The 14612-nt window shown below is 70.8% G+C and carries 14 protein-coding genes; 8 read left to right on the forward strand and 6 right to left on the reverse strand.

The features are described from left to right. Positions 1–79: 79 nt before the first annotated feature. The gene (locus E1286_RS14590; RefSeq protein ID WP_132612678.1) at positions 80–3826 is read right to left on the reverse strand and encodes a S8 family peptidase; all 3747 of its coding nucleotides are present in this window, start codon (positions 3824–3826) and stop codon (positions 80–82) included. A 306-nt stretch (positions 3827–4132) separates the two neighbouring features. On the opposite strand from E1286_RS14590, the gene E1286_RS14595 reads away from it, so the two are divergent. Further along, a complete protein-coding gene (locus E1286_RS14595; protein ID WP_132612680.1) occupies positions 4133–4942 on the forward strand; it encodes an alpha/beta fold hydrolase in 810 nt (269 codons plus the stop codon). A gap of 19 nt (positions 4943–4961) precedes the next feature. Here E1286_RS14595 and E1286_RS14600 read toward each other — a convergent pair whose 3' ends face one another. Both E1286_RS14600 and E1286_RS50195 read right to left on the reverse strand, forming a co-directional pair. After that, on the reverse strand, positions 4962–5786 hold the full coding sequence (locus E1286_RS14600; RefSeq protein ID WP_132612682.1) for a carbohydrate ABC transporter permease: 825 nt from the start codon (positions 5784–5786) through the stop codon (positions 4962–4964). After that, on the reverse strand, positions 5783–5920 hold the full coding sequence (locus E1286_RS50195) for a hypothetical protein (protein ID WP_165969731.1): 138 nt from the start codon (positions 5918–5920) through the stop codon (positions 5783–5785). The genes E1286_RS14600 and E1286_RS50195 overlap by 4 nt, the downstream gene beginning before the upstream one ends. On the opposite strand from E1286_RS50195, the gene E1286_RS50200 reads away from it, so the two are divergent. The 4 genes from E1286_RS50200 to E1286_RS14620 all read left to right on the forward strand — a co-directional run bounded on the left by E1286_RS50200 (position 5915) and on the right by E1286_RS14620 (position 9237). Next, complete coding sequence (locus E1286_RS50200; protein ID WP_246074858.1) at positions 5915–6058, forward strand: FCD domain-containing protein; 144 nt, start codon at positions 5915–5917, stop codon at positions 6056–6058. The genes E1286_RS50195 and E1286_RS50200 overlap by 6 nt on opposite strands. 94 nt (positions 6059–6152) lie before the next feature. Further along, on the forward strand, positions 6153–7508 hold the full coding sequence (locus E1286_RS14610) for an extracellular solute-binding protein (RefSeq protein ID WP_132612684.1): 1356 nt from the start codon (positions 6153–6155) through the stop codon (positions 7506–7508). Continuing rightward, entirely contained in the window at positions 7505–8419 is a 915-nt protein-coding gene (locus E1286_RS14615; RefSeq protein WP_132612686.1) for a carbohydrate ABC transporter permease, read from the forward strand. Before E1286_RS14610 ends, E1286_RS14615 begins: the two co-directional genes overlap by 4 nt. Next, positions 8416–9237, forward strand: coding sequence for a carbohydrate ABC transporter permease (locus tag E1286_RS14620; protein WP_132612688.1), 822 nt, complete (start codon positions 8416–8418; stop codon positions 9235–9237). The genes E1286_RS14615 and E1286_RS14620 overlap by 4 nt, the downstream gene beginning before the upstream one ends. A 29-nt stretch (positions 9238–9266) precedes the next feature. Here E1286_RS14620 and E1286_RS14625 read toward each other — a convergent pair whose 3' ends face one another. Next, positions 9267–9608 carry a hypothetical protein gene (locus E1286_RS14625; protein WP_132612690.1) on the reverse strand — a complete coding sequence of 114 codons (342 nt, stop codon included), beginning with the start codon at positions 9606–9608 and terminating at the stop codon, positions 9267–9269. Positions 9609–9677: 69 nt separating this feature from the next. Between E1286_RS14625 and E1286_RS14630 the strand changes: the two genes are divergently transcribed. Beyond that, entirely contained in the window at positions 9678–10109 is a 432-nt protein-coding gene (locus tag E1286_RS14630) for a PPOX class F420-dependent oxidoreductase (protein WP_132612692.1), read from the forward strand. 73 nt (positions 10110–10182) lie between these two features. Beyond that, positions 10183–10788 carry a VOC family protein gene (locus E1286_RS14635; RefSeq protein ID WP_132612694.1) on the forward strand — a complete coding sequence of 202 codons (606 nt, stop codon included), beginning with the start codon at positions 10183–10185 and terminating at the stop codon, positions 10786–10788. Positions 10789–11112: 324 nt separating this feature from the next. Here the strand turns inward: E1286_RS14635 and E1286_RS14640 are convergent, their stop codons facing one another. After that, entirely contained in the window at positions 11113–11424 is a 312-nt protein-coding gene (locus E1286_RS14640; RefSeq protein ID WP_132612696.1) for a maleylpyruvate isomerase N-terminal domain-containing protein, read from the reverse strand. 129 nt (positions 11425–11553) lie between these two features. Then, a complete protein-coding gene (locus tag E1286_RS14645; protein WP_132612698.1) occupies positions 11554–13218 on the reverse strand; it encodes an endo-1,4-beta-xylanase in 1665 nt (554 codons plus the stop codon). 360 nt (positions 13219–13578) lie between these two features. On the opposite strand from E1286_RS14645, the gene E1286_RS14650 reads away from it, so the two are divergent. Further along, positions 13579–14612, forward strand: a 1034-nt coding sequence (locus E1286_RS14650; protein ID WP_165969735.1) for a class I adenylate-forming enzyme family protein, incomplete at its 3' end; no start/stop codon positions are given.

Raw genomic sequence — 14612 nt, forward strand, 5'->3', positions numbered from 1 at the left:
TCCCGCCGGGCTTGAGCCCCGTGACGCGCCGCGCCGGCCGCGAGGAAACCCCTCGCGGCCGGCGCGTTCTCGTGTGCCGTCAGCGCAGCGCGTAGGCGCGGATCACCTCCTGCGACAGGGTGTTGCCGTTGACGTCGGAGGCGTTCAGCCGCAGCGAGACGAACCCCGACGGCGACCGGCCGCCGAGCGTCGTCTCCCACGACCGCTCGCCCTTGTCACGCAGCCGGGTGGGCTTCCAGGTGGCGCCGTCGTCGTAGGACACCTCCAGCGACACGTCCTTGATCGCGCTCTGCTCCGCGCCCTCCTGGTGGCGCAGGGACAGGCCCAGCTTGCGGGAGCCGGCCCGGTTCTTCAGGTCCACCGGCGCGTCGAAGGCCGCCAGCAGCAGCGGGATCACCGTCGTGCCCTCGGCGTGCTCCGAGCTGAACGTCCACACGCCCTTGGTGCGGGTGGACATCTTCGCCCACACGGCCTCGTTGGCGAGCTCGTACTCGATCCGGTACGTGTCCTTCTCCGGCCGCAGGTCGCCCCCGCCCGCGGGCAGGTAGTTCGTCTGCCACAGCAGGGTGTCGCCCTGGTAGAGCCGGAAGTCGGTCTTCATGCCGTTGTCGTAGTCACTGCTGAACGCGGAGCCGTAGTTGCCCTCGGCGTCCACGAAGCCCTGCATCGACAGCAGCAGCAGGTCGCCCTCGCGGCGCAGCGGGTCACGCGGGTTGACGCCCGGCAGCAGCGGCTGCTTGAACGCCGTGCGGCTGATCCGCTCCCCCTTCTCGTACGGCCGCAGCTCCGGCGACGACAGCTCCACCAGCGGCGTCGGGGTGTGCGGCCACAGGGTGTTGTAGTGCCGCTCCGGTGCTCCGGCCGACGACGTCCACCGCAGTTCCGGGTCGGGGGTGACGTAGTCGATCCGGGTACGCGGCGTCTTGGCCATGGGGTGGTTCGTCGAGATCGACAGCTCGTCCCAGGGCTCGAAGACGAAACGGGCCTCGTTGACCATCACGTCGTCGGCCAGCTGGCTGTGGAAGTCGGTCTCGATCCGGGCCTGCGGCCTGCTGCGGACGACGTACTTCAAGGAGTCGCGCACCCGGCCCTGCTCGCGCAGGTACAGGTCGTAGACGTACGGGCTGGCCACGATGCCCTCGGCCACGATCGGCACGGGCAGTCGGCGCAGCCGCTCGACCAGCTTCAGGCCCTCCTCGTGCGTCAGCCGCACGGTCGGGACCGTGAGCTTGACCCGGTTGCCGCCGGTGGTGACGTCGGCGCCGGGCTTGTCGCTGTAGACGGCCACCATCGCCGCTCCGGCCGCCGCGGCCGCGTTCGACTGCGTGGAGACGGGCACGCCGTCGGTGCGGCGGATGACGGCCAGCCTGCCGCGCAGGTTGCGCGCCTTGATCTCCTCCGGGGTGCCCCGGCCGGCGTCCACCGCGAGGAGAGGCCGGGTGCCGTCCAGGCGCGGGAACTCGGTGGCGTAGTCGCTGAACTGGACCGGGTCCACGTACTGCGGGTCCAGGCGCAGGCCCGGCGTGGTGAGGGTGATCTCGGGGGCCGTCAGCCGCCAGCGGGTGGAGACCACGAACGTGCCCTTGGTGACCTTCTCCGTCGGCTGGACGAACAGCCGCTCCTCGATCTGCCCGCCGGGCGAGATGTGGGTGCCGCCGCGCAGCGCCATGCCCTGCTCGCCGGCGCGGTACCACTGGATGGCGGCGGCCGCCCCGGTGTTCCGCTTCGTCGGGTGGTCGGGCGTCTCCACCTCGACCTCGACGGCCTTGCGGGCGTCGAGCACGACCTCGGTGTTGCCGGTGATCTCCATCTGGGGATCGCCGACGAGGCTCTCGTGCAGCGGCTTTCCTGAGGCTGTGCTGTCCTGCGTGGCCGGCATCGTGAAGATGTGGCCGAGCACCGCGTAGGTGCCCGGCTTGACCATCAGACAGGTGCCGGAGCCGAACCTGTCGTAGCTGCAGGGCTGGGCGGGGTCGCCGGGCAGCTGGCGGCCGACGAGGGTGCCCTCGTCCAGGTTGAGCACGGTGAAGCCGCCGCGGGCATCGCGGCCGTCGCGGGCGATGCCGCGGACGCGCAGCTCGACGCGCTTGTCCTCGACGGCGGCGGTCAGCAGCGTGCGCACGCCCGACGCCGTCAGCTCCTGCCGCAGCGTCCCCTCCTCGCCGGCCTTGACGGTGACCTTCGCCTCGGCGGTGCCGCCGGCGGGCACGGTGAGCGTGGCCGGCTCGACGGTGAACCCGTCGCCGCTCGACAGCCGCAGCTCGGCGGGCGCCTGGCCGAGGTTGCGGTAGCCGATGGCGAGGGTCTTCTCCTCCCCGACGGTGACCCGGCCGAAGTGCAGCGAGCCCGCCGAGGCCACGACCGTGCTCGCGAGCGCGGCCGGCACGTCGATGCGGCCCGTGCCCTGCGCGTCCACGGGGATGTCCGCGCCGGGCCTGGCGGTGGCCATGAGCAGCGACTTCAGCTCGCCGCCGGTGATCCCGGGACGGGCCTGGCTCAGCAGCGCCGCCGCGCCGGCGACGTGCGGGGTGGCCATCGACGTGCCGGACATCGCCACCTGGCCGCCGCCCGTCTTGGCGGCGGTGATGGACACGCCGGGGGCGGTGACGTCGGGCTTGACGCTCTGGTCGGCGACGATCGGGCCCCTGCTGGAGAAGTCGGCGAGCTGGTCCTGCTTGTCGACCGCGCCGACGGTGAGCGCCTCGGGGGCGTCGCCGGGGGAGCCCACGCACGCGTCGCAGCCGTCGTTGCCGGCGGCCACCACGAACAGCGTCCCGTACTGGCCGGTCAGCCGGCCGAGGGCCTCGGTGAGCGGGCCGCCCGCCTCGGAGCTGCTCAGGCTCATGTTGACGACGTCGGCGTGCTTCTCAGCGGCCGCCCACTCCATGCCGTCGATGACCCACGACAGCTGGCCCTGGCCGTCGCCGCCCAGGACGCGGCCGTTGAGCACGGTGGCGCCGGGGGCCACGCCCTTGCCGCCGTCCGCGCCGGTGCCCGCGATCGTGCTCGCCACGTGGGTGCCGTGACCGTGGGGGTCGCCGGTGGCGTTCTCGCCGGTGAAGTCACGCTGGTCGGCGATCTTGCCCGCGAGGTCCGGGTGCGCGGCGTCCACGCCGGTGTCGAGCACTGCCACGGTGGTGCCGGCGCCGTCGTACCCGGCGGCCCATGCCTCGGGCGCGCCGATCTGCGGGACGCTCTCGGTCAGATCCGGCTTCACCTCGCGGTCGAGCCAGATCTTCGACACGCCCGCCAGCGGCCCGGACGCCCGCGTCTGCGGCGACGGGGAGGCCAGCTTGGTCAGCTCGGCGCCGAACCCTGCCGCGTCGGAGGCGGCCAGCGTCACGCCGGCGCCGCCGATGCTCTCCAGGGTGCGGACCTGCTCGACTCCGGGGACGGCGGCCTTGGTGGCATTGCCCGCGTAGGTGAAGATGAGCGGGATGGCGGCGCCGACGCCCTGCTCGGCCAGCGCCGAGACGTTGAACAGCTCCGTGTCCAGCCGCTCGGGCACCAGGGCGGCGACGTCGTCGGGGATGACGGTCGTGCCCCGTTCGGTCTCCAGCACCTGGAACGACGGCACGCTGCCGTCCGCCCTGGGCGCGGGGGTGACCGAGACCGTGCTGTGCTCGCCGTCCAAGGCTCGCACCCGTACCCGGTCACCGGTGATCAACGTGATCTCGTCGCTGACCGCTTCGCCCGTGAACGTCACGGGGGGTGCGGTGCTCGCGTACGCGCCGGGCACCGTGAGCAGCGAGGCCGCCATGGCCCCCGAGACGGCCATCACCGTCCTCCGCCGCCATCGGCCCAGCCGGCCAGAGCCACGCAGCATGGACGACCTCCAGAAAATCGGTAAGCAGAACTACCGAATTCCTAGTCATCCTCATCTGGGGTGTCTATGAGATTCGTGTGGCCAAATCCCGACTTGTCGTAAGTCCGCCACGCCAGCGTCTCCGGCGAACGGCACGAATCCTCGTACTGACCGGACCCTGCGGGCCACCTCACGCAGCGGCATGGGCCGGCGGCCGAAAAGTCGGAAACGCCCTTTCGTGGAAATACCCGGCACGGGCAATTTCCCGAAATCACGGAAATGGCATGGGTTGGCGGCCGGTCGTGCGGCGTCTAGAGTGAGCGCTCAATGGACTCTGGAGTGCTCGACGTCCCCGGCGCGCGGCTCTACTTCGAGGTACGCGGCTCGGGCCCGGCGCTGCTCACGGTCATCGGCGGCGGCTCCGACGCGGCGATGGCGGCGCCGCTGGCCGAGGCACTGTCCGCCCGCTACACCGTGATCACCTACGACCGCCGCGGCGCCACCCGCAGCCCTCTGACGGGCCCGCCCGCGCAGCAGCGGATCGACGAGCACGCCGGCGACGCGCTCCGGCTGCTGGACGCGACGGGCCCCGACCCGGCGTACGTGTTCGCCACCCACTCGGGCGCGATGATCGCCCTCGACCTGCTGGCCCGCCACCCCGGACGGGTGCGGCGGCTGGTGGCGCACGAGCCGCCCGTCTTCGGCCTGCTGCCCGACGGCGCCCGCTGGCGGCGCCTGGCGGAGGAGCTTCTCGACCTCCACGCGCGCGAGGGCATCGGCCCGGCGCTGCGCAAGCTCGGCGAGGAGACCGGCGTGCCACCGCCGCCGGAGCCGGACCCGGGGCTGCCGTCGTGGGTGCGCGCCATGCTCACCCGCATGGCCGCCAACCTGGAGACGAGCGTGCTGTACGAGCTGCGCCCGTTCAGCGCGTTCGTCCCCGACGCGGCGGCGCTGCGGGCCGCGCCGGTCGTCCTCGCGTACGGCGCCCACACCCGAGGCCGCCCCCTGCACCGCACCACCCTCGCCGTCGCCGAGCTCCTCGGCACGACCGCGGTCGAGCTGCCCGGCGACCACGTCGGCTACCTGCGCAGCCCAGCGGAGTTCGCCCAGGCCCTGCACGACCTCCTGACGCCATGACGGCCACGGGCCCCGGCCGCTACTCGCGCACGCTCCCGTCCGTGAGGCCCGCGCGCCAGAACCGCTGGAGCGCGCCCGAGAGCACGATCAGCGGGATCACCGCCACCGTCGAGCCCACCACGGTGAGCGTCTGCAGGATGGGCTGCCGGTCGGCGAAGCCCTGCCGGCTCGTCAGCCCGAGCGTGATCGGATACAGGCTGTTGTCGGCGAGCATCACCAGGGGCAGGAAGTAGTTGTTCCAGATGGCCACGAACTGGAACAGGAAGATCGTCACCAGCGCCGGCGACATGATCCGCAGGAAGATCCGCCACTCCCCCGCCCCGTCGGAGCGGGCCGCGTCCAGCACGTCGTCCGGCACGGTGGAGGCGTACACCCGCGAGAGATACACCCCGAACGGGCTCACCAGGCTGGGCAGCAGAACAGCCCAGTAGGTGTTGGCCAGCCCCAGCTCCGACATCAGCAGGAACAACGGCAGGCCGAGCGCCGTCATCGGCAGCAGCACCCCGGCCAGGACGACGTTGAACAGCGCCTCCCGCCCCCGGAACGCGCACTTCGTCAGCGCGTACCCGGCGCAGGCCGAGATGAACGTGGCCCCGATCGCGCCGACCCCGGCGTAGACGACGGAGTTGAGTATCCACCGCCAGAAGATCCCGCCGCCGAACGACATGAGGTCGCCGAGGTTGGTGGCGAGCTGGGGGTCGGCGAACCACAGCGGTGCCGAGTTGATCAGACCGCCGGTGCTCTTGGTGGAGGCCACGATCAGCCAGTAGAGCGGCATCAGGAAGTACGCGGCCAGCACGGCCATCAGGACCGTGACCAGCCAGCGCCTCGGCACGGTTCTCATCGGCGTCCCTTCTGCACGAGCCGCAGGAACCCGAACGACAGCACGGAGATCACCAGCGCCAGGATGATCGACTCCGCGGCGGCCAGGCTCAGGCGCGGCACGTTCGTGCGGCCGCGGGCGACCGGCTGGTGCACTCGACGGGCGAGCGCCCGGGATTCGCCGCGACCCACCGCGCCGTGCTGGACGCCGTACGTGAGGGCGATCCGGACGCGGCGGAGGCGGCGATGCGCGACCTGCTGGCCCAGGCGGAACGCGACCAGGCGAGCCTCTGACGTTCAACGGGTGCGGTTCCAGGCAGGCCGCGCCCGTTGACCCGGTTGATCGACAGATTTACGGTCGCGTTAACCCACAGAAGGGGAGGCCGTGATGATGCGCAGGCTGGCCGGTTCCCTCCTGCTGTTGGCGGCGGTGGCCGGCTGCGGCTCCGGCGCCTCACAGGAGAACCCCGGCGGCAAGGAGCTCGAAGTCCTCTACAGGGTGGATGTGACGTGGCCGCATCTGGAGAAGATGCTCGCCGACGCGAAGAAGCAGTACGAGGCCGCCCACCCCGGCGTGACGATCAAGCTGACCCCGGTGCAGGGCACCCCGGAGGCGTACTACACCAAGCTGGCGCTGCTCAACCGCTCCCCCGGCTCGGCGCCCGACCTCTACTACCACGACACGTTCCAGGTGAACGCGGACGTCGCGGCGGGCAAGCTGGCCCCGCTCGACGAGCACCTCGCCGCCTGGCCCGACTGGCAGACGCAGTTCCCCGACTCCGTCAAGCAGGCCGCCAGGGGCGGCGACGGCAAGATCTACGGCGTCCCGATCAGCACGGACACCCGCGGCCTGTGGTACCACAAGGAGGTCTTCACCAAGGCGGGCCTGCCGGTCCCGTGGGAGCCGAAGACCTGGAACGACGTCCTGACGGCCGCCCGAACGATCAAGCAGCGGGTGCCGGGCGTCATCCCGTTCAGCATGTACTCCACGAAGATCCACGGCGAGGCCACCACCATGCAGGGCTTCGAGATGCTCCTGTACGGCACCCCCGGCGGCACGCTCTACGACGACGCGCAGGACAAGTGGGTGGCGGGCGGGAAGAACTTCACCGACGCGCTGTCCTTCGTCAACACGATCTACCGCGAGGAGCTCGCCCCCCGGCAGGCCGACGCGCACAACGCCAAGCTCGCCGACAAGATGAACTTCGAGTGGTTCCCGGCAGGCGAGCTCGGCATCTCGCTCGACGGCGCGTGGACGGCCGCCGCCTGGAAGCCGACCAGCACGAAGCCGTGGCCGCAGTGGAAGGACACGATCGGCTGGGCGGCCATGCCCACGCAGAACGGCCAGGAGCCCGGCGCGGTCAGCATGTCGGGCGGCTGGGTCATGGCGATGAGCACCTACACCCCGCACAAGAAGGAGGCGTTCGACTTCATCGCCGTGGCCACGAACAAGGAGAACTCCCTGACGTACTCGGTGGGCACGGGCGACCTGGCCCCCCGCAAGGACGTCGCCGCCGACCCGGCGTACAGCGCCGACAACCCGAGCGTCAAGTTCTTCACCGACCTGGCCGCCGTGACGCACTACCGGCCGGCGTACGAGGCGTACCCGAAGGTCTCGGCGCAGATCCAGGAGGCCATGGAGGCCGTCACGACGGGCGCGAGGACTCCCGAGGAGGCCACGGCGGCGTACGCGCGGGCACTGCCCACGGCCGTCGGGGGCGCCGACCGGGTCGTCGCCCGATGACGGTCGCCACCGCGAGGCCCCCGGCCGCGACGGGAGCGCCTCCGGGCGGCCCGTCGCGGCGCGGGGTGCTGCGCTGGCTGCTGCCGCTCGCGCCTTCCCTCGTCCTGCTGGCGATCTTCCTCGCGGGTCCCATCCTGTGGAGCGTCTACATCGCCTTCACGAACGAGACGCTGACCGGCTCGGCCTCGGTGAACTCGCAGTTCGTGGGCTTCGCGAACTTCATCCGGCTCTTCGGCGACCCGAACTTCCTCAACTCCTTCCTGCTCACCTTCGTCTTCGTGATCGGCTCGGCCGTCATCGGCCAGAACACCCTGGGCCTGGTCATCGCCCTGCTCCAGCGCGGCCGCGGCCGGGCGACGCGCAGCGTGGTCAACGGCGTGGTCATCGCCGCCTGGGTGATGCCGGAGATCGTGGCCGCGGCCTGCTGGTTCTCGTTCCTGGCCGAGGACGGGACGCTCAACACGGTGCTCGGCATCTCCCAGGAGTGGCTGTACACCGCGCCGATGGTCGCGGTCATCCTGGCCAACATCTGGCGCGGGACGGCGTTCTCGATGCTGGTGTACTCGGCGGCGCTGTCGGAGGTGCCCGCCGACCTGGTGGAGGCCGCCGCCGTCGACGGGGCCGGTCCGGTACGCCGCCTGGTGCACATCACGCTTCCCTTGATCCGCCGCTCGATCATGGCGAACCTGATGCTGATCACCCTGCAGACGCTGGCCTCGTTCGGCCTCATCTACGCGCTGACCGGCGGCGGGCCCGGCACGGCCAGCCAGACGACCCCGCTGTACATGTACGAGCAGGCGTTCCGCTACTTCGAGATCGGTTACGGCTCGGCCATCGCGCTGGTGCTGCTGGTGATCGGGGCGCTGTTCTCGCTGGTCTACCTGCGCCTGATCAAGGTGGAGGACGCATGACCCGGCTCGCCGCGCGGACCGCCGCCGGGCTCGCCCTCCTGCTCGTCGCCGTGGCCTTCGCCGGGCCGTTCCTGTGGGTGCTGATCGCCTCGGTGCAGCCGGAGGCCACGCTGGCCGCCGCGCCGACGCTCGCCTTCTCCCTGGACAACTACCGCGCTGTGCTCACGTGGGAGACGATCATCCTGCCGCTGATCAACTCGATCGTCATCTCCGGCTCCACGGCGCTGCTGACCGTGGTGGTGGCGGGTCTGGCGGCGTACCCGCTGTCGCGCTACCGGTCGCGCTTCCGCCGGCCGTTCATGCTGACCCTGCTGTTCACCACCGGCCTGCCGGTGACGGCCGTGCTCGTCCCGGTCTACGCGATGTTCTTCCGCTTCAACCTGTACGGCTCCGTGCCGGCCATGGTGTTGTTCCTGACGGCCAGCTCGCTGCCGTTCTCGATCTGGATGATGAAGAACTTCATGGACGGGGTGCCGGTCAGTTTGGAGGAGGCGGCCTGGGTGGACGGGGCCGGGTGGGTGCGCTCGCTGCGGACGGTGGTGGGGCCGCTGATGGCGCCAGGGATCGCGGTGGTGGCGATCTTCGTGTTCGTCGGCCAGTGGGGCAACTTCTTCGCGCCCTTCGTCCTGCTCGACACCCCCGAGAAACAACCGGCCGCCGTCACCGTCTACACCTTCTTCTCCCAGTACGGCCAGGTCGCCTACGGCCAGCTGGCCGCCTTCTCCATCCTCTACACGGCCCCCGCCGTCGCCCTGTACGTAGCCGTCAACAAGTACCTCGCCGGTTCCTTCACCTTCGCCGGCTCGGTCAAGGGCTGACGCTCAGGCACCGTTCGCAGAGTCGCGGTTCATGGGGTCGCGCGGTCGTGGGTCACGTGGTTCATGGGGAAGAGCCGCTCGCCGGCCGCCATCCACGCCGCGAACACCACACACCCCGACTCGAAGGCGAGCAACCGGGAGTCCCACGCCTGACCGGGCCGGTCGGCCCGCGCGGCCGGCCGCAGCAAGACCAGCCCACCGGCCAGGTTCGCCAGCCCCCACACCAGGTTGACCCCGGGCCCGGACCTCCTACCCGCCAGCGGCGTGAAGTGCCGCCGCCCCGCGGTCCTCGTCCCAGGCGCTCGTCTGCTTCGCGGCGAGCGCCTGCGCCCGGCCTTCTCGATCACGTACCAGAACTCTTCGCGAGTCACGGCGCGACACTGACCGAGAAGCCGGCCACGCTTGACCTTCATACCGGTGTGAACGTTGAGGATTGCCCCATGACCGACACTCCGTATGACCCGCGCACGCTCCTCGCCGAGAGCCGGCTCGGCGTGCTGGCGACGATCAAGTCCGACGGCCGCCCGCAGCTGTCCCCCGTCATGCCCTTCTACGACCAGAAGGCCGAGCTCATCTACGTGTCGATGACCGAGGGCCGCGCCAAGACCGCGAACCTGCGCCGTGACCCGCGCGTCTCGCTGGAGGTCACCAGCCCCGACGGGTGGGCGTGGGCCACCGCCGACGGCGTCGCGACGCTCACCGGCCCGGGAGGCGACCCCCGCGGGCCCGAGGTGGAGGCGCTGGTCGACTACTACCGCCGCGCCGCCGGAGAGCATCCGGACTGGGACGAGTACCGGTCGGTGATGGTGTCCGACCGCAGGGTGCTCATGGTGATGACGGTCGACCACGTGTACGGCGCCAGACTCCACTGACACGAGGAACGCTGACAAAAGGGACAGGGAGCAATGACTTACCGGGGATAGTTGAAAGGCATACGATTGGGCCATGGCTGCGACCCCCGACACGGTGCACTGGCGTGGCGTGCACCACCTCGCCCTGGTGACCACGGACATGGACGCCACCGTGCGCTTCTGGCACGGCGTGCTCGACGCCCGTCTCGTCGCCACCCTGGCCCTGCCCGCCTTCAGGCACTACTTCTTCGACATCGGCGAGGGCAGCACCATCGCCTTCTTCGAGTACACCGACCAGCCCATCGACAGCTTCGCCAAGCCGGCCGGCGTGCCGTACGCGAAGGCGGCCCAGTTCGACCATCTGTCGCTGCACCTGCCCGACGAGGACGCCCTGCTCAGGCTGCGCGACCGGCTCAAGGAGCACGGCTGCGAGGTGACCGACGTCATCGACCACGGCTTCCTGCGCTCGATCTACTTCAGCGACCCGAACGGCATCGCGCTGGAGGCGTCCTGGTGGACCGTCGACCCGACCGGCAGGCCGGCGGACCACTCCGACGAGCGCCTGTTCGCCGACCCCGACCCCGTGCCCGCCGTACGCGAGCTGCGCGACGAGGGCCGCCTGCGTCACACGGTCGCCACCCGCCTGGTCGACGGCGTCATCGAAGACCTGGCCCGCGAGGGCATCACCCTCGAACACTGACCTCGTGCGGATCTCCGGCCGCGCAGGCCGGAGGCCCGCCCTCGAGCGGCCTGCCGCCCATCCCACCCCCTGGAACCGACCGACGTCCGGAAAGCAGCCTCCGGAGCATTCCGGCCTGCCCTCGCCCCCGTCCCCGCGGGCAGACCCACGAGGACGGGGGCCGGCGAGGCGCTAGATGCGCAAGAACAGGTCGAGGAACCGCTCGGCCACGGCCAGATCACCCCGCACCGTGCCCGCGTTGATCCACCCGAACGTGGTGAGCACGATGCTGCCGGCAGCGGCCCTATGGAGAAGTGCGGGACGATCAGCCCGCCCCATTCGTCCTCACCGAGCCCGCACAGGATGTCCTGCATGCGCACGAAGTCCGGCATGGGCCCGGGTGAACGAGCACGCCGTGGCGCTGCGCGGCGTTCCGCAGAAGGAGCTGCTCGACCGGCTCAGGGCGGGCAGCCCGTACGCCGCCCCGTTGTCCCCGCCGCCGCGCGCCGCGTCGAAGCCGGCGAAGTACCCCTTGTCGGCGATGTGCGCGACCACGTCCCGCACCGCCCAGCCCGCGCAGGCCGTCGGCGCCTCCCAGTCCTCCTCGGGTAGGCCAGCGCGAACGACCGCCAACGAGGTGGCATCCCACTCGTTCATGCCGTTCACCTCCTATGCGAACGACAGACCTAGTCGGTTCAGGTCAATATTCCGGAAGAGAGAATCCCCTGGGGCGGACCGGTGCCGGGCGGGCAGGCGGGCTGGCCCCAGGGGATTCGTCCGTGGCCGTCAGGCGCAGGTGTAGCCCGACGGCGTCCGCGTGTCACCGTTCGGGCGGCTGACCTGGAAGCCGAAGGTGGTGCTGCCGTTCGGCGCCAGGTTGCCGTTGTGGCCGGCGTTCCGCGCCGTGACGGTCTGCCCGCTGACGGTCAGGGTGGCGTTCCAGGAGCCGGCCGGCGTGTGCCCCGGGGGCAGGGTGAAGGTGACCGTCCAGCCGCTGATGGCGGAGGTGCCGGTGTTGGTGACGGTCACGGGCTGGACGACGTACCCGTTGTTCCACTGGTTCTGCACGGTGCCCGCGGCGGTGCAGCCGCCGCTGCCACCCGGCCCGGCCTGGGTGGTGAACGTGCCCAGCGGCGAGTTGGCCGACAGGTTCCCCGCGCCGTCGCGCGCCCGGACGTACACCTGGTACTGGACGTTCGGCGTCAGGCCGGTCAGCGTGACCGAGTTGGCCGCGCCCTGCCCGAGCAGCGTGTCGGTCGCGCCCTGCTCGCGGTAGACGTCGTAGCCGGCCAGCCCGCTGCCGCCGCTGTCGGTGGAGGCCGTCCAGGTCAGCGCGGCCGAGTTGGACGTGACGTTGCCCGCGCTCGGCGCGCCCGGCGCGGTCGGCGGCGTCGTGTCGGTGCTCGTGCCGCCCGCCAGCGCGTCGTGCACGGCGGTGTACGACGGCTTGGGCTGGTAGTTCTCGTCGTAGATCAGCGCCGCGCCCTCGCTGGGGAACTGGTCGGGCACCCAGGAGTAGCGGTCGGTGAAGCCCCAGATCGTCACGCCGGCGCAGGCGGTGACGGCCAGGCACGCGTTGACGACGTCGCGGTAGTACGTGGCCTGGGTGGCGTCCTTGGCGGCGCTCCTCGGCATCTGGATGCGGACGTCCAACTCGGTGATGCGGACCTGGACGCCGAGGGCGGCGAAGCGCTGCAGGTTCTGCCGGAGGTCGTTCGGGAAGCCGTACTGGGTCGCGAGGTGGCCCTGGAAGCCGACGCAGTCGACCGGCACGCCCTGGTCGCGCAGCTCCGAGACCAGGTCGTACATCGCGGTGCTCTTGGCGTTGATCCCCTCGACGTTGTAGTCGTTGATGCACAGCCGCGCGTCGGGGTCGGCTGCGCGGGCGGCGCGGAAGGCGTCGGCGATGTAGCTCTCGCCGAGCGTGTTGTACCAGAACGACCTTCGGAAGTCGCCGTTCTCCTCGAAGACCTCGTTGACGACGTCCCACGAGACCACGGCGGGGTTGTCGGCGTAGCGGCCGACGACGCGGCTGATGTGGTTGCGCATGGCGTCGCGCATCGCGGTGGCGCCGAGGTTCTGCACCCAGCCCGGCGTCTGGTTGTGCCACACCAGCGTGTGGCCGTGGACCTGCTGGCCGTTCTGGGTCGCGAAGTTCACGACGGCGTCGGCGCCGGAGAAGGTGAACTGGTTCTGGCTGGGCTCGGTGGCGTCCCACTTCATCGCGTTCTCGGCCGTCACCTGGTTGAACTCCCCGCCCGCGATGGTGCGGTAGGAGGCCTCGTCGGACAGCGGGCCGGTGGCGAGGGCGGTACCGATGAACTTGCCGCGGGCGTCGGCGTGCGCGCGCAGGGACGCGGACGCCTGCGCCGGGCCGGCGGGCAGGAGGAAGGCGGCGACCATCCCCGCTAACGCGAGGGCTCTGAGGACCTTGGACGAATGCACGGACATCGACCTCCGGAGGAAGCACTCGGTTCCGAAAGTTTCGGCCACGAACGGACCGCATCGCAGACGGTATTGACATGTGGGTGGACGGTCAATGCCGCCATCCGGCCGCCGCCAAAGCAGCAGCTTGCGGCTAGAAACTATCGGAATACAAATGAAAATTTCAGGCGCGCTTCGAGGGAAGTGCCGATGTGACGGCATCAAGACCCTGACACGTTACGGCCGCGTTACGGCATCAATTCACCATCCCCCGGGTCCCCAGATCCCAAACAGCCACCTGTAGGCGTTTCGGCTGCTCTAGCGCGACGTACTGACCGGTCGGTACTGTGATTTCCGGAATATTCGTCCACTGCGGGAGTTCTGCGCATGTCTCTTACGCACGCCCAGGTCCAAGCCCAACTCACCGGACCCGGCCAGCTGTTCGAGATCGAGGAGATCGGCGACGCCGGCGTACGAACATGGAAGCACGCACCGGCGCACTTCCGCGCACTGCTGGAGATGAGCCGGTTCCACGGCGACAAGGTCTTCCTCGTGTACGAGGACGAGCACATCACGTTCGAAGACCACTTCCGTCGCGCCGCCACCCTCGCGGGCCGCCTGGTCGAGGAGTACGGCGTGACGAAGGGCGACCGCGTCGCCATCGCCATGCGCAACTACCCCGAATGGGTGATCGCGTTCTCCGCCGCGCTGGCCGCGGGCGCCATCGCCGTACCGCTCAACGCCTGGTGGACGGAGGCGGAGCTGGCCTACGGCGTGAGCGACTCCGGCGCCAAGGTGCTCATCGCGGACGGCGAGCGCGCGGTCCGCCTGGCCTCGACCGGCGTGCCGCTGATCGTCACCCGCGGCGACCTCCCGGAGGGCGCGCGCTCCTTCGCCGACGTCGTCGGCGAGCCCGCCGCCGACGTGCGGCTCCCGGACGTGACCCTGGCCCCGGACGACCCGGCCACGATCCTCTACACCTCGGGCACGACCGGCCGCCCCAAGGGCGCGCTCGGCAGCCACCGCAACATCGGCCAGGCCCCCATGACGGCCGCGTACGGCGCCGCGCGCGCGACCGCCCTGGCCGGCAAGGACTTCGCGACGGTGTCCGCGGTCCGCAGGGTCACCCTGCTGACCGTCCCGCTGTTCCACGCCACCGGCTGCTTCTCCGCCATGATCACCACGATGTTCAGCGGCGGTGGCCTGGTGCTCATGTACAAGTGGGACCCCGGGCAGGCCCTGCGCCTGATCGAGCGGGAGCGGGTCACCGCGATGATCGGCGTGCCGACCAACGCCTGGCAGCTCATGTCGCACCCCGACTTCGGCAAGCACGACCTGTCGTCCCTGAGCGCCCTCGGCTACGGCGGCGCCCCCGCCCCGCCCAAGCTGCTGGAGCGCATCACCGAGAACCTCCCCAACCG

The organism is Nonomuraea terrae (assembly GCF_004348995.1).
Taxonomy (GTDB): Bacteria; Actinomycetota; Actinomycetes; order Streptosporangiales; family Streptosporangiaceae; genus Nonomuraea; species Nonomuraea terrae.